The organism is Limnohabitans sp. TS-CS-82 (assembly GCF_002943475.1).
The window spans coordinates 330,906-345,680 of sequence record NZ_PTQX01000003.1; the positions used below are offsets into that span (position 1 = coordinate 330,906).

The following is a 14,775-nucleotide window of genomic DNA, read 5'->3' on the forward strand; positions in this document are numbered from 1 at the left end:
CGATTTTTACTTGCACTAAAACGCTATCGCATGGGTATCTTGCATGGACTCCTGTCCTGCAAGGTGAGCCATGGCGATGATTAAATCTATGCCACTAAGTGGCATAATTGAAATGAGAGTTTTCAAAACGCGTCACTTTGACCGATGGATGCGCAAGACCGATCTCACGGACGTGGCTTTATGCACAGCAGTGCGAGAAATGTCGCAAGGTTTGATCGATGCAGACCTTGGCCATGGATTGGTTAAAAAGCGCGTGGGCTTGGCGGGCCGTGGCAAACGCAGTGGCGCACGAACCTTGGTGGCGACTAACAAAAACAATCGATGGTTTTTTGTTTTTGGTTTTGAGAAAAACGAACGCACCAACATTGATGGCGATGAGTTGGATGTTTTGCAAGACTTGGCTTCCGAGCTACTGCTCAGAAGTAGTGATGAACTGGCGATTGCAGTCGTTGATGGGGCATTGAAGGAGATTTGTCATGAGCACTGAATCAAAAACAAAAAGTCGATTGCTAGAAGCTGCGCACGAAACGGCGCATGATTTGCATCGTTTGGGCTTTATCGACAAGCGCAAGATGAACAAGTTTGATGCGTTGTGCATTGCGCCCGTGGCTGACTTTGACAGCGCCAAGATTCGTGATTTGCGACAGAGTTTGCAATTGAGCCAAGCCGTGTTGGCTGCGGTGCTCAACACCAGCATTTCGACGGTGCGTAAATGGGAGTTGGGTGACAAGCACCCGAGCGGTCCATCGCTCAAATTGCTCAGTTTGTTAGAGCGTAAGGGTCTAGAGGCGGTGCTTTAAAAGTATTTGATGTGTCGCCTCTCAACCTCGCAATTAAAAAGCCCCGCATTGCGGGGCTTTTTCGTTGAGTCAGGCTGCTTAAGAGGCTCAGGCCGCTTTCATCGCCCGAGGGCTGGTGACTTTGCCGTCATAGGTCATCCAGCTGTCGGTTTTGAAGTCATACAGCTTGCAGTCGCGAGCGGTTTGCACATACCAGCGCCACGAGAAGGGCTGAACGATGATGCGTTCGGGCAGCAATTCTTCGAGTTTGCTTTGTGCTTGCTTCAGCTTGTACAGAGGAATGCTCATGTCCAAGTGGTGAGCGGTGTGCTCCATGATGTGGTGCATCAGCGCGCCGATGTGCATGGGGAAGGTCAAGTGCACGGTGGTGGACACAAAAGGCGAGGCCTTAGACCAGCCGGTGCGCTCTTCGTGCCAAGACACATCCACATGGGTGTGGTGCACGTACACCACAAAACCAATCATGGTGACCCAGAAGAAGAACGGCACCACCACGCCCATCAACAAGATGTAGCCAATCGATTGCTCAGTCGCCACAGCGGCCCAAGCCATCACGGCGACCCATGCGAAACCAAACACCGTGATCAACCAGCAGTCTTTGGTGAAGATGGGGCGGCGTGTGGGCATGTTCTTTTCGTTGGGGAACACCATCTTGTTCCACCAGATTTCGATCATGTAGTACAGGCCAGGTGCCCAGCCGCTGCGGTAAACGCGGTCACGCAGTTTTTCGAAGGTGCTGAGTGCGGCGAATTCTTCGGGGGTGTAGGGGGCCCAGACGAAGTCGAAGTTTTTCAGGTTGGTGTAGCCGTGGTGCACCACGTTGTGGCCGATGTCCCACAGGCTGTAGGCGGTCAACGAGGGCAAGAAGGCGATGCGGCCCAACCACTTGTTGAGGTTGCGGTGCGGCGTCAAGCTTTGGTGACAGGCGTCGTGGCCCAAGATGAACAGGCGGCCAATCACGAAGCCAGCGACCAAACCGCACAAGAGCTTGGCCCACCATGCGTCAAACAGCACGGTGCCGGTGAGCAAAGCGGCCCACAAAATGTAATCCGTAATCAGTAAAACGAACGCAAGGCCCGTGGTGCGCTCTGCCAAAGGCAGCAGCCACTCGCGCATGACTTTGCGGTGTGGCATCGGTTCGCCGGGAAGAATAGGTTGGATGTTGGTGGTCATAGTCGCTGAATCTTAGGGTTGCCGAGGCAATTTGCACTGATTTGAATCAAATGCGTGCCTGATTATCGCTTTTTGTGCTTTCTCAAGCCGATTCGCTGGCGTCAGCCCTTGCGCGGTACGGGCTTTGGTCGGTCATGCCCCTAGAAATGGGGTGTGTGCTTTGCAAAAGTTGCAAGTCAAACATGTGAGAATCAGTGCAAAGAATACACACAAGGAGACTCTGAATGCCCCGTCACGCCACCAAAATTGTTGCTACTTTAGGCCCAGCTTCCAGCGATCCCGCGTTGCTTGAGCAAATGATCCGCGCCGGCGTCAACGTGGTCCGCTTGAATTTCAGCCACGGCAAAGCCCAAGACCACATTGACCGTGCCCATTTGGTGCGCGAAGCCGCTGTGCGTGCGGGCCGTGAAGTGGCCATCATGGCCGACTTGCAAGGTCCCAAAATCCGCGTCGGCAAGTTTGCAGATGGCAAGGTGATGTTGGAGAACGGCGCCAAATTTGTGCTCGACGCCTCACGCACCGAACTCGGCGACCTGCAGGGCGTGGGCTTGGACTACAAAGAGCTGCCCCGCGATGTGAAGCCCGGCGACTTGCTCTTGCTCAACGATGGCTTGATCGTGTTGACCGTGGATGCCGTGCGTGGCGAGCAAGTGCTCACCACCGTCAAAGTGGGTGGCGAGTTGTCCAACAACAAAGGCATCAACAAACAAGGTGGCGGCTTGACCGCGCCTGCGTTGACCGCCAAGGACATGGACGACATCCGCACCGCCATGAGTTTTCAGGCCGATTACGTGGCCGTCAGCTTCCCTAAAAACGCCACCGACATGGAAATGGCGCGTCAGCTGTGCAACGTGGCGGGTGCCGAATACGGCCACAAACCCGGCCTGATTGCCAAAATTGAACGCGCCGAAGCCATTCCCCACCTCGAAGCCATCCTGCGTGCCAGCGACGGCATCATGGTGGCGCGTGGCGATTTGGCGGTCGAGGTCGGCAATGCCGCTGTGCCCGCCTTGCAAAAACGCATGATCAAGCTGGCCCGCCAGCACGACAAAGTGGTGATCACCGCCACCCAGATGATGGAAAGCATGATCACCAACCCCGTGCCCACCCGCGCCGAGGTGAGTGACGTGGCCAACGCCGTGCTCGACGGCACCGACGCCGTGATGCTCAGCGCCGAAACCGCCGCTGGCAAATACCCGCTCGAAACCGTGGAAGAAATGGCCAAAATCTGCGCCGCCGCCGAAGGCGCTGAGCAAGTGGAGTTGGACGCCGATTTCACAGGCCAAACCTTCAGCCGCATTGACCAAACCATCGCCATGGGCGCCTTGTTCACGGCCCACCACTTGGGCGCCAAGGCCATCGTGGCCTTGACCGAGTCAGGCTCGACGGCCTTGTGGATGAGCCGTCACCGCATTCACATCCCCATTTACGCGTTGACCACCAAAGTCACCTCGCAACGTCGCATGGCGTTGTTTCGCAACGTGCGCCCCTTGTTGATGGACACCAGCGCCGACCGCGATACGGCCTTGGCTCAAGCCGAAGCGCGCTTGAAGTCACGCGGCATCATGGACAAAGGCGATGTGTACGCCATCACCTGCGGCGACCCCATGGGCACGCCTGGCGGTACCAACATGCTGCGCATTTGCGAAGTGGCGTGATTGTTTTTGAGGTGGGGGCGAGGCAGCTACGTTCTGTCAGCTTCCCGCCAAGCTGCCACGCTTAAAATTTGGGCAGTTTTACAAGTTTTTAACTTTAGAGGAAATCTTCCATGGCACTCGTTTCGATGCGCGAACTTTTGGACCACGCTGCAGAGCAGGGTTACGGCATTCCCGCCTTCAACGTCAACAACTTAGAGCAAGTGCAGGCCGTCATGGCCGCTGCCGATGCAGTGGGCGCTCCTGTGATCTTGCAAGCCAGCGCTGGCGCTCGCAAATACGCGGGTGAGTCGTTCATCAAGCATTTGATCCAAGCAGCCACCGAAGCCTACCCACACATCCCCTTGGTCATGCACCAAGACCACGGCACCTCGCCCAAAATCTGCCAAGGCGCGATCGACCTCGGCTTCGGCTCCGTCATGATGGACGGCTCGTTGATGGAAGACGGCAAAACCCCTTCTAGCTTTGAGTACAACGTGCAAGTCACCCAACAAGTGGTGGCCATGGCCCACAAAGTGGGCGTGTCGGTCGAGGGCGAGTTGGGTTGCTTGGGCAATTTGGAAACCGGTGAAGCCGGTGAAGAAGACGGCGTGGGCGCTGAAGGCAAACTCGACCACAGCCAAATGCTGACCGACCCCGAAGAGGCCGCTCAGTTCGTCAAAGCCACGCAGCTCGATGCTTTGGCCATCGCCATCGGCACCAGCCACGGCGCTTACAAATTCAGCCGTATGCCCACGGGCGACATCTTGGCCATCAGCCGCGTGAAAGAAATTCACGCACGCATTCCCAACACCCACTTGGTGATGCACGGCTCTTCCAGCGTGCCGCAAGACCTGCTGGCCATCATCAACCAGTACGGCGGCAAGATGAAAGAGACCTACGGCGTGCCCGTGTCTGAAATTCAAGAAGCCATCAAGCACGGCGTGCGCAAGATCAACATTGACACCGACATCCGCTTGGCCATGACCGGCGCGGTGCGCAAGTTCTTGTTCGAGAACCCAGAGAAGTTCGATGCCCGCGAGTGGCTCAAGCCCGCCCGTGAAGCCGCCATGGCCATTTGCAAGCAACGTTACTTGGAATTCGGTTGCGAAGGCCAAGGCAGCAAGATCAAGGGCGACAACCTGCAAATCGTCGCTGCCAAATACGCCAAGGGCGAACTCGCCCAACTGGTGAAGTAATTCATGACCGCTTTGCATACCTCTGCTTTGACCTCCCTGCCCCTGTTGGCGCGCGGCAAAGTGCGCGACAACTATGCCGTGGGCGACGACCGCATCTTGATGGTCGCGTCGGACCGCATCAGCGCGTTTGACGTCATCATGGGCGAGGCCATCCCCGGCAAGGGCGAGTTGCTGACCAAGATGGCTTTGTTTTGGTTTGGCAAACTCGGCCACATTTGCCCCAATCACCTGACGGGCGAAGCGCCCGAGAGCGTGGTGAGTGCAGACGAAGTGGCGCAAGTCACGGGCCGTTCGATGTTGGTCAAGCGCTTGAAGCCCATCCCCGTGGAAGCGGTGGTGCGCGGGTATTTGGCCGGCAGCGGTTGGCAGGAATACCAAGAAAACCAAGCGGTGTGCGGCGTCAAGCTGCCCAAAGGTTTGAAGAACGCCAGCAAGTTGCCAGAGCCCATCTTCACACCCGCCGCCAAAGCGGCCGTGGGCGACCACGATGAGAACATCACCTACGAACAAGTGGTCGACATGATTGGCGGCAGCTTGGCCGAGAAGATCAAAACCGTCAGCATCGCTTTGTACGAAACTGCGCGCGACGTGGCGGCGGCCAAAGGCATCATCATTGCCGACACGAAGTTTGAATTTGGCCTCGATGCCAACAACGACTTGGTGCTGATGGACGAGGTGCTCACGCCCGACTCCTCACGCTATTGGCCGGCTGATCGCTACGCGCAGAGTTTCAAAGACGGGGTGAACCCACCGAGCTATGACAAGCAGTTCTTGCGCGACTGGCTGGAAACCGCCCAAGTTCAAGGCAAGCCCTGGAGCAAATCACCGCCTGCGCCGCATTTGCCGCAAGCGGTGATTGCCCAAACCGCCGCCAAGTACCAAGAGGCTTGGGAACGGTTGAAGGACTGATCTTTCCTGCTTTGATTTGTGAAAACCCCGCTTGTTACAAGCGGGGTTTTTGACTTTTGGCGGGTCATTTTTGTGCCTGACCCTTGAAGAATGGAGCTTTGTCAGCCTTGACAAATTGATTTATTGTTAATACATTAATTCAGCCATTCCATGCACTACGAATTTGACTTGGCCAAAGACGAGAGCAATTTCACAAAGCACGGCTTGCGCTTGTCGGATGCGGCGTATTTTGATTGGGAAACCGCACTCATTTTGGAGGATCGCCGACAGGCGTATGCCGAACCAAGGTATGAAGCCAAGGGGTATGTGGAAGAGCGCTTGTGTGTGATGGTGTTTTGTTTGCGTGCAAGCGCAGTGCGTGTCATCAGTTTGCGCAAAGCCAATTTACGAGAGGTGAAGAGTTATGCCGAAGCTTAAAGCGGGCACCGTATTGCCAACAGCCCAAGACGATGCAGCGATTCAATCGGGCATTGCGGCAGATGCTGATGCCCGAGAGCTGGCGCAGGCATGGGACAGCCATGCCAAGCCCGCAAAAGAGGCGTTGTCAGCACATGTGTACGACGCCTTGGTGGCATTGAAGCGGCCACGCGGTCGTCCAAAAGCCGAAGCCACCAAGGTGTTTACAGCCATCCGTTTGGATGCTGATTTGCTAAGCGCATTCAAAGCGACGGGAAAGGGCTGGCAAACTCGTATGAATTCAGCGTTGCGTCAATACATCCACGAGCACCCGCTCAGCTAAAGGCGCTATCAGTTCAGCGCCATGCTGAGCTTGCGGCGGTAGCGAGAAATCATCTCCAGCAAGGGGTCTTCTTGCACCGCAGCTTTGCCGGTTAACTCGATGCCGCCTGCGGATTTGCCGAAGGCGGCATCGTCCGTTTTGGGCTTGGGGGGCGTCATGAGTTCCAAGATCGAGACATAGGTTTTGCGCGCCACGTCGTTGTTCCACGCCTTGTCGCGCATGATGATTTCGAGCAACTCTTCCATCGCGTTTTCAAACAGCTCGGCGGCGATGAGCAAGCGGGCTTTGGCCAAGCGGCTGTCGAAGTCGCGTTTGTTTTGGGCGATGAGGGCGTCAAATTGCTCAAAAGTCCAGCCGCCGCGCTCGTCGGTGGCCACGAATTGCAAAGCTTTGAGCCAATAGTTCAGCGCGTCAAAGCGCAGTTGCAGCGGAATTTCGGTGAGCTTGGGGCTCAGCGCGGCCTCGGCTTCGGCCAATTCACCGACCGAAATCAGCAGTTTGACCAAGTTGTAGCGGGTTTCGTCGTCTGCGGGGTTGAGGCTCAGGGCTTCGCTGAGTTTGGCCAAGGCGGCGTGTGCGTCACCCGCTTGCAGGAGCTGTTCGGCTTCTTGCGCGTCGGCTTGTGCGGCGACTTCGCCATCCGAGGGCAGGTGTTTGTCGAGGAATTCACGCACTTTGCCTTCGGGAATCGCGCCCATGAAACCGTCCACAGGGCGACCACCCATCAACAAAATGCAGGTGGGCAGGCTCTTCACGCCAAAAGCGCCCGCCAGCTGCTGCTCGGTGTCCGCGTTGATTTTGACCAGCTTGAAGCGACCTGCGTAGTCGGCTTCTAGCTTTTCCAGCACAGGGCCTAGCGATTTGCAGGGGGCGCACCAGTCGGCCCAGAAGTCCACCAACACGGGGGTGGTTTGTGAGGCGGCGATCACGTCGGCCTCGAAATTTTCCATCGTCACATCGATCATGGGGGTCCCGTCTTAAAATTCGTTTTTGCTTACACACACAGCCACATCATGACCCAGTGCCAAGTCGGCGTCGTCATGGGTTCCAACTCCGATTGGGACACCATGCAACATGCAGCCCAGATTCTCCAAGAATTTGGGGTCACTTTTGAAACGCGCGTCGTTTCCGCTCACCGCATGCCTGACGATATGTTTGCGTACGCTGAAAGCTCGCAAGGCCGTGGCCTGCGCGCCATCATCGCGGGTGCGGGCGGTGCAGCCCACTTGCCCGGCATGATTGCTGCCAAAACCATCGTGCCGGTGCTGGGTGTGCCCGTGGCCAGCAAGCATTTGCAAGGCGTGGATTCGCTGCACAGCATTGTGCAAATGCCCAAAGGCATTCCGGTGGCCACGTTTGCGATTGGCAACGCGGGCGCGGCCAATGCCGCTTTGTTTGCGGTGGCCTTGCTCGCGTCGACCGACCCTGTGTTGGCCGAGAAGCTGCAAGCCTTCCGCGTGGCGCAAACCGAAGTCGCGCGCAACATGACGTTGCCACCCGTATGAGCACAACTTTGAAGCCATTGCTGCCCGGCGCTACCTTGGGCGTGTTGGGCGGTGGCCAGTTGGGCCGTATGTGGGCGCATGCTGCGCAGCGTATGGGCTACAACACCGCTGTGCTCGACCCCGATGCACAAAGCCCTGCCGGCTTGGTGAGCCACCACCACATCCACACCGATTACCTAGACGCCGCAGGCTTGAAGCAACTCGCCGCCGTGTGCCAAGCGGTGACCACTGAGTTTGAAAACGTGCCCGCCGATGCGCTGGCGCAACTCGCCGCCACCTTGCCTGTCTCACCCGCCGCATCCGCCGTGGCTGTGGCGCAAGACCGTGCGCGTGAGAAAGCCCACTTTGTGAAGTGCGGTGTGCCCGTGGCCCCGCATGCGGTGATTGACACGCCAGAGCAACTGGCCGCCGTGAACGACAGCTTGCTGCCTGGTATTTTGAAAACCTCCCGCATGGGCTACGACGGCAAAGGCCAGTTGCGCGTGACCACGCGTGATGAGCTCAACGCCGGTTGGGCCAAGCTCGGCAAAGTGCCTTGCGTGTTGGAAAAAATGTTGCCCTTGGCCAGCGAATGCTCGGTCATCGTGGCGCGTGGCCGCGACGGCGCGATGGTGAACTTGCCCGTGCAACGCAACTTGCACCGCGATGGCATCTTGGCCGTGACCGAGGTGTTTGCGGGCAATGTGCCGGATGCGTTGGCCAACCAAGCCATCACCGCCGCCAAAGCCGTGGCGCAAGAACTGAACTACGTCGGCGTGTTGTGCGTGGAGTTTTTTGTGTTGGCAGACGGCAAATTGGTGGTCAACGAAATCGCTCCCCGTCCCCACAACAGCGGCCACTACAGCCAAGACGCCTGTGATGTGTCGCAGTTCGAGCTGCAAGTGCGCACCATGGCCGATTTGCCGTTGACGCAACCGCGCCAACACAGCCCTGCCGTCATGCTCAACTTGCTCGGCGATTTGTGGTTCCCCAAACAATTGGGTTCTGACCCCAATTCTTTGCAGGCTGAACCCGCTTGGCACGACGTGCTGGCGCTGCCCGGTACGCATTTGCACCTGTACGGCAAGCGCGAAGCGCGTGTGGGCCGCAAGATGGGTCACCTCAACATCACGGCGGCGACGCCTGAGGCTACGCGTCAAACGGCGTTGCAAGCGGCTGCCATTTTGGGCATCGCGGCGTTTTAATACCGCTCATACGCCTTTCTGCGCAAAGCCCCATCACCTCGACACCCCCTGCTTCGTTTGCCCCATGATTCTTGACGGTCAGCTCCCCCCAACCATCACCGCAGCGGCGCAAGCTTTGCAGCGCGGTGATCTGCTGGGCCTGCCCACTGAGACGGTGTACGGCTTGGCGGCCGATGCGGGCAACGACGCGGCGGTGGGCAAAATCTTTGCCGCCAAAGGCCGCCCCGCCAACCACCCGCTGATCGTGCATGTGGCCAGTGCGCAAGGCGTGCAGCGGTTTGCCAGCCATGTGCCGGCATTCGCACAAAAGCTGATCGACGCCTTTTGGCCCGGCCCGCTGACGCTCATCCTGCCGCGTCGCCCAGACATGGCGGCCGTGGCTGCAGGCGGTCAAAACTCGGTCGGCTTGCGTTGCCCCGCGCACCCAGTGGCGCAAGCCGTCCTGCAAGCTGGCGAAGCATTGGGCGTGTATGGTGTAGCCGCCCCCAGCGCCAATTTGTTTGGCCGCGTCAGCCCCACCACGGCGGCCCATGTGGCCGGTGAATTTGGGCCTGAGCTGCTCATCGTGGATGGCGGCGCATGTGCGGTGGGCATTGAGTCGACCATCGTCGATTGCACCCGCGCCGCGCCCGTCTTGCTGCGCCCCGGCGCTTTGACGCCTGAGCAACTCAGCGTGGCATGTGGCGTCGCGGTGGTCACCCCCCACGCGCCAGATGCCGATGCCCCGCGCGCCTCGGGCACGCTCGCTTCGCATTACGCCCCGCACGCCAAAGTGCGCTTGATGACGGCGGCTGAAATACAAGAAGCGCTGCACGGTTTAGCCGTGAACGCCCAAAGCGCAAAGCAAGACAGAGCCCCCGCTCAGGCTGCGCCGGTTAGTTCGGGAACAGCAGGCGAAGCCAGCCCTGCCAAACCGAGCATTGCCATTTGGGCGCGCAGCGATACAAGCATTGCGCCAGCGCAGAGCCATCAGGTTGCGCTGTATGCCATGCCGCAAGACCCCGCCGTCTGTGCCCATCACCTGTTTGCCCAACTCCGCAGCTTCGACGCCCAAGGCGTCACGCAGATTTGGGTGGAAACACCGCCTTTCACCCCCGCTTGGGACGGTGTGCGCGACCGCCTCACCCGCGCCGCCACCCCGGCTCGTTAAACTAGCGCCGCAACCAACCAAGAGCACGCGATGAACCCCATTTTTAGTCAGTCCCTCAAAGCCCTGTGCGCGATCACCGCCTTGGCCGTGCTTTCGGCCTGTGGCGGTGCCAGCAGCACGGTCAACCCATTACGCCCTACTCGCATCATTGCGTTTGGCGATGGTTTGAACGATGTGGGCACAGGCAGCGTTACCGGTTTAGAGGGGCGTTTCACCATCAATGGCAGCAGCACCGTATCTGCTGCCACCACGACATTGACCACACCTACTACCGTGAGCGAGGTCTTGGCAGGTGTGTATGGACTGTGGTCTACCGCTCGACCACCTGTGTCCAGAACCCTGGGCGACACGACAGCGCTGCCCACCACCGGCTTGGTCAGTTACGCCAAAGGCAACGCCATGATTCGCAAGGCCGACGCCGCCACGGTCACAGGCAGCTTGGGTGGCAACGAGCCCACGCTGATTGCCCAAGTGCAAGACTATTTGGCCCGTGTCAACAACAAAGTGGCCACCGATGACTTGATCGTCATCACCGCGGGTACGCGCGATTTGTTCTCGATTGGTTACCGCTACTTTGGTCGTAACCCCACGATGCTCGCCGCCGATGGCACCACGTCCATCAACATCGACAGCACGTTGGTGACCCAACTCGGCGGCCCTTTGGCCGACAAAACAGCCGCCTTCGCAGAGCTGGACCGCGTGGTCAACGGCAGCAATGGTTTGATGGCTGCCATCGATTTGCTGGTGCAAGCCGGTGCCACCCATGTGCTGGTGGTCGAGCCCATGAACTTGGCGCGCACGCCTTGGGGCTTGTCGCTGGACGGCAGCAGCACGGCAGCCGATGGCAAGGCCAAAAACTTTTTGTGGTCCTTGTCCTACGACACGGACGAGGCTTGTTTGAAGACCAACCCCAACAACTCGTTCCACTGCAAATTGACCGTGGCCTTGATGGACAAATACAAAACCGATGCCGACAGCCGCCGCGTGTTGCACGTCGATTTGGCGCAGCAGCTCAACCTGTGGTCGGGCACCATCGAAACGGGTAATTTGAATACGTATCTGTCTTATGGCGTGGCGCAAGCACCCAAGACCCCCGCCTGCGCAGTGGCCACCGTGGGCACACCGCCGACGCTCGCCACCAGCTACGTGGCCACAGATTTCAGATACAGCACCGGCTGCGTGGCCGATCCAGCGGTGTGGACCAACGGCACGTTCAACAGTTATTTGTTCGCCGACAACCTGAACTTGACGCCGCTGGGCAACACCTTGATTGCCAACTACATCTACAACACCAAGTTTCGCCAAGCCGCTTGGCTTTAAACCTCGGTTGAGCTTGCGGCGGCGCCAAACCGCAAGCGCATCCACAAAATGCTGGATGCCAAGGCCAAGGTGATCACGTTGGCGATCACCACGGGCCAGGCTTCGATCAGCAAGCCGTAGGCCAGCCACAGCGCGATGCCTAGGGTGAAGGCGCTGTACATGCCCAAAGAAATGCCGCGCACATCGCGTGTTTTGAACGTCAACCACGCCTGCGGGATGAAGCTGGCGGTGGTCAACGAGGCGGCGGCGTAGCCAACAAAATCGGTCAATTGCATGGGTTCTTTCGCATGGGGTCTTTTTAAATAATTCAAGGTTGCTGCGCGACCCAGTCCACCATCGCATCGAGGGCGGGGCGGGCGGCGTTGGCATTGGGGTGGTGCAACACGGCGACCAGCACCCAGCGCTTGCCGTTGGGGCCGTCGACAAAGCCCGCAATGCCGGCCACGTCGCGCAGGCTGCCCGTTTTGAGGTGGGCTGAGAACTGGGCTTTGCTGCGTTTCAAGGTGCCGTCTAGGCCGGTGATGGGCAGCGAGCTCATCAGCTCGGGCATGCTGGCCGAGGCCCACGCGGTTTGCAGCAAACGCGCCAAGCCTTGGGCGCTGATGCGTTCTTCGCGGCTCAGGCCCGAGCCGTTGTCAAACACGGGCATGTCGCCGCCCACGCGCTCACGCCACCAGCGCTGCATCACCTCGCGCGATGCTTCAAAGCTGCCGACGCCGCGTGGTTGTTGGCTGAGCGTGAGGAAGACTTGCTGCGCCATCACGTTGTTGCTGAATTTGTTGATGTCGCGAATCACCTCGGCCAGCGTGGGCGACTCCACGCTGAAAGCGGGTTGCAGGCCGTTGGGCACCGCGCCTTCACGCACTTGACCGCTGAGCTGACCGCCCAGCTGCTGCCACATGCCCAAGAGCGCGCGTGCGGCGAATTGCGGGGGCGCGCTGTAAGCGATGGGCCACATTTTTTCGCCACACACGGCGGGGAAGTTGCCTGCAAAACGGGGGCGCGTGGCGTCGCTCCAGTCGGCGCGTAAGCTGGTGCGGTAATCGCTGCAGTCCCCGGCGGACAGTGGCACGGTGGCAGGGAATTGCACCCCTGCCATTGGCGGCTCCACATGCACGCGCGCCACGTTGGCGGCGCGGTCGGGCACGAACTGAATGAGCAGAGATTTGAAGTTCAGCAGCAGCGCATCAGGCGCGGCGTTGTAGGGGCGCAGGGGCTCGCCGTCAAAACTGGCGGCATCGCGCGGCGGCACGTCAAAGGCGCTGCGGTCGAGCACCAAGTCGCCTTGAATTTTTTGAATGCCCAAGCCTTGCAAACGGCGCATCAGCAGCCACACGCGCTCCACGCCCAAACGCGGGTCACCGCCGCCGCGCACGTAAACGTTGCCTTGCAACACGCCATCGCGCACGGGGCCGTCCACAAACACGGAGGTGCGCCACACGAAGGCGGGGCCGAGCAAATCGAGCGCGGCGGTGGTGGTGGCCAGCTTCATCAGCGAGGCGGGGTTGACGGGCACTTGGGCGTGGTGGCTCAAGCGCGGGGCGCTGTGGCCGCTGGCTTCCACCACCATCACATGAAAGGCGTCGCGGGGCACTTTGGCGCGCTGCAGTGCGGCGTCCACCTCGGCGGGTAGTTGGCCGAGGTCGCCAGCGGTGTGACTGGGCGCTGTCGGGGCGTGAGGCGTTTTCGCCCGTGCTTCGGGACGGGCGTGGCTCAGATGGGGTGCGAGCGCACCCAAACACACCAAGCCAACGATGGCCCAAGTGCGCAGCAGATCACCCAGCAACGGCCGTCGCGAATCGTGAAAAAAATGGGGCATTGAAAAATGCTGAGCAGGCCGTTGCAGAGTCGTCATGGGCAAATTATCACAGCGGGATAATCACGCCATGCAAAACAAGCCTTGGCTGGCCTTAGAGACCAGCACCGACACCCTCTCCATCGCCGTCTCGCGTGACACGCAAACGTGGGCGCACACCAGCGCAGGCGGCGCGCAGTCGTCGGCGCAGACCTTGCCGCAGACCTTGCGTTTGATGGGCGAGGCTGGTTTGGCCTTTGCCGATTTGCAAGCGGTGGTGTTTGGGCGTGGGCCGGGCGCGTTTACAGGTCTGCGCACCGCGTGTTCGGTAGCGCAGGGCTTGGCTTTTGGTGCCGACGTGCCCGTGCTGCCGATCGACACCTTGTTGGCGGTGGCTGAAGAGGCGCGTTACGCGCGTGCGCCCATCACTCGCGTGCTCGCGGTGCTGGATGCCCGCATGGATCAGGTCTACGTGGCAGCGTATGAATACGAGGTGACTGCCGACGCTGAGCCTGAAGCCGTGCCTGTTTGGCGTTGCGTGCAAGACGCCGAATTGCAAAATCCAGACACCTTGCGCTGGCCCAGCGCTTGGACAGCTGACGAGGCCCGTGCCCCCAGCGACAACAGCCTTGGCTCCCGCGGTCCTGTTTTCATCGCCGCAGGCAACGCGTGGGGCGTGTACGCCGGGCGCTGGCCCGCAGCTTTCACGGCACCGCAAATTGCGGCCTTGCCCACGGCCTCTGCCTTGCTGCGCTTGGCCCCGCAAGCGTGGGCGCAAGGCCGTGCTGTACCGCCCGAAGAGGCCTTGCCGCTGTATATCCGAGACAAGGTCGCCCAGACCACCGAGGAGCGCTTGCTCGCGAAACAACAGCCCGCCGCTTGATCGACAATGCCCCCTATGAGCGCCGTTTTGAAACCCGAAGTTCGCCTAGAGCCGCTGACCGCAGCGCTGCTCGACGACGTGCTGCGCGTGGAGCAAAGCGCCTACAGCCACCCGTGGACGCGGGGCAATTTTGTGGACTCCTTCAAGGCCGGCTACCAAGTGCTGGCGCTGATGGGCGGCGACACCCTACTGGGCTACTTCGTGGCGATGGAGGGCGTGGACGAGGTGCATTTGCTCAACATCACCGTGGCGCCTGAGTTTCAAGGCCAAGGCTGGGCGGTGTTGATGCTCGACGCGCTGGCCGTGTGGTCACGCGGACGCGGCGCCCAGTGGCTGTGGCTGGAAGTGCGCGCCAGCAACGCCCGCGCCATGCAGGTGTACGAGCGTTATGGCTATCGCCGTGTCGGCGAGCGCAAAAACTATTACCCCGCCAACCTTGGGCAGCGCGAACACGCGGTGGTCATGTCGTTCAAACTGTGAGCCC

The 14,775-nt window shown here is 59.7% G+C and carries 17 protein-coding genes; 13 read left to right on the forward strand and 4 right to left on the reverse strand.

The features are described 5' to 3' along the window. Positions 1-70 precede the first annotated feature (70 nt). The gene (locus tag C5F52_RS09280; protein ID WP_236657796.1) at positions 71-487 is read left to right on the forward strand and encodes a type II toxin-antitoxin system RelE/ParE family toxin; all 417 of its coding nucleotides are present in this window, start codon (positions 71-73) and stop codon (positions 485-487) included. Beyond that, entirely contained in the window at positions 477-800 is a 324-nt protein-coding gene (locus C5F52_RS09285) for a DNA-binding transcriptional regulator (protein WP_104798068.1), read from the forward strand. The genes C5F52_RS09280 and C5F52_RS09285 overlap by 11 nt, the downstream gene beginning before the upstream one ends. Before the next feature lie 87 nt (positions 801-887). Here C5F52_RS09285 and C5F52_RS09290 read toward each other — a convergent pair whose 3' ends face one another. Further along, positions 888-1,973 carry a fatty acid desaturase gene (locus tag C5F52_RS09290; protein ID WP_104798069.1) on the reverse strand — a complete coding sequence of 362 codons (1,086 nt, stop codon included), beginning with the start codon at positions 1,971-1,973 and terminating at the stop codon, positions 888-890. 224 nt (positions 1,974-2,197) lie between these two features. On the opposite strand from C5F52_RS09290, the gene pyk reads away from it, so the two are divergent. The 5 genes from pyk (at position 2,198) to C5F52_RS09315 (ending at position 6,454) form a co-directional block, all read left to right on the forward strand. Continuing rightward, positions 2,198-3,631 carry a pyruvate kinase gene (gene pyk / locus C5F52_RS09295; protein ID WP_104798070.1) on the forward strand — a complete coding sequence of 478 codons (1,434 nt, stop codon included), beginning with the start codon at positions 2,198-2,200 and terminating at the stop codon, positions 3,629-3,631. A 110-nt stretch (positions 3,632-3,741) separates the two neighbouring features. Then, positions 3,742-4,806, forward strand: coding sequence for a class II fructose-bisphosphate aldolase (gene fba, locus C5F52_RS09300; protein ID WP_104798071.1), 1,065 nt, complete (start codon positions 3,742-3,744; stop codon positions 4,804-4,806). 3 nt (positions 4,807-4,809) lie between these two features. Next, positions 4,810-5,715, forward strand: a complete 906-nt coding sequence (locus tag C5F52_RS09305) for a phosphoribosylaminoimidazolesuccinocarboxamide synthase (RefSeq protein ID WP_104798072.1) — start codon at positions 4,810-4,812, stop codon at positions 5,713-5,715. Between the two features lie 150 nt (positions 5,716-5,865). Then, entirely contained in the window at positions 5,866-6,132 is a 267-nt protein-coding gene (locus C5F52_RS09310) for a BrnT family toxin (RefSeq protein WP_104798073.1), read from the forward strand. Further along, on the forward strand, positions 6,119-6,454 hold the full coding sequence (locus C5F52_RS09315) for a BrnA antitoxin family protein (protein ID WP_104798074.1): 336 nt from the start codon (positions 6,119-6,121) through the stop codon (positions 6,452-6,454). Before C5F52_RS09310 ends, C5F52_RS09315 begins: the two co-directional genes overlap by 14 nt. Before the next feature lie 8 nt (positions 6,455-6,462). Here C5F52_RS09315 and C5F52_RS09320 read toward each other — a convergent pair whose 3' ends face one another. Further along, positions 6,463-7,419, reverse strand: coding sequence for a tetratricopeptide repeat protein (locus tag C5F52_RS09320; RefSeq protein ID WP_104798075.1), 957 nt, complete (start codon positions 7,417-7,419; stop codon positions 6,463-6,465). 48 nt (positions 7,420-7,467) lie between these two features. On the opposite strand from C5F52_RS09320, the gene purE reads away from it, so the two are divergent. The 4 genes from purE (at position 7,468) to C5F52_RS09340 (ending at position 11,613) form a co-directional block, all read left to right on the forward strand. Beyond that, the gene (purE, locus tag C5F52_RS09325; RefSeq protein ID WP_104798076.1) at positions 7,468-7,959 is read left to right on the forward strand and encodes a 5-(carboxyamino)imidazole ribonucleotide mutase; all 492 of its coding nucleotides are present in this window, start codon (positions 7,468-7,470) and stop codon (positions 7,957-7,959) included. Further along, positions 7,956-9,143 (forward strand): 5-(carboxyamino)imidazole ribonucleotide synthase, encoded by a 1,188-nt coding sequence (locus tag C5F52_RS09330; protein ID WP_104798077.1) that lies wholly within the window; start codon positions 7,956-7,958, stop codon positions 9,141-9,143. The genes purE and C5F52_RS09330 overlap by 4 nt, the downstream gene beginning before the upstream one ends. 64 nt (positions 9,144-9,207) lie before the next feature. Then, entirely contained in the window at positions 9,208-10,293 is a 1,086-nt protein-coding gene (locus C5F52_RS09335) for an L-threonylcarbamoyladenylate synthase (RefSeq protein ID WP_104798078.1), read from the forward strand. Between the two features lie 30 nt (positions 10,294-10,323). Then, on the forward strand, positions 10,324-11,613 hold the full coding sequence (locus C5F52_RS09340; protein WP_104798079.1) for a hypothetical protein: 1,290 nt from the start codon (positions 10,324-10,326) through the stop codon (positions 11,611-11,613). Here the strand turns inward: C5F52_RS09340 and C5F52_RS09345 are convergent. Both C5F52_RS09345 and dacB read right to left on the reverse strand, forming a co-directional pair. Then, positions 11,610-11,888, reverse strand: a complete 279-nt coding sequence (locus C5F52_RS09345; protein ID WP_104798080.1) for a SemiSWEET transporter — start codon at positions 11,886-11,888, stop codon at positions 11,610-11,612. The two genes, C5F52_RS09340 and C5F52_RS09345, sit on opposite strands and share 4 nt — an antisense overlap. Positions 11,889-11,920: 32 nt before the next feature. Then, positions 11,921-13,432: a D-alanyl-D-alanine carboxypeptidase/D-alanyl-D-alanine-endopeptidase gene (dacB, locus tag C5F52_RS09350; protein WP_201746991.1), complete on the reverse strand. Its 1,512-nt coding sequence runs from the start codon at positions 13,430-13,432 to the stop codon at positions 11,921-11,923. 67 nt (positions 13,433-13,499) lie between these two features. On the opposite strand from dacB, the gene tsaB reads away from it, so the two are divergent. Further along, a complete protein-coding gene (gene tsaB / locus C5F52_RS09355) occupies positions 13,500-14,291 on the forward strand; it encodes a tRNA (adenosine(37)-N6)-threonylcarbamoyltransferase complex dimerization subunit type 1 TsaB (RefSeq protein ID WP_104798082.1) in 792 nt (263 codons plus the stop codon). Between the two features lie 15 nt (positions 14,292-14,306). After that, positions 14,307-14,771: a ribosomal protein S18-alanine N-acetyltransferase gene (rimI, locus tag C5F52_RS09360; RefSeq protein ID WP_104798083.1), complete on the forward strand. Its 465-nt coding sequence runs from the start codon at positions 14,307-14,309 to the stop codon at positions 14,769-14,771. The last annotated feature ends 4 nt before the right edge of the window (positions 14,772-14,775 follow it).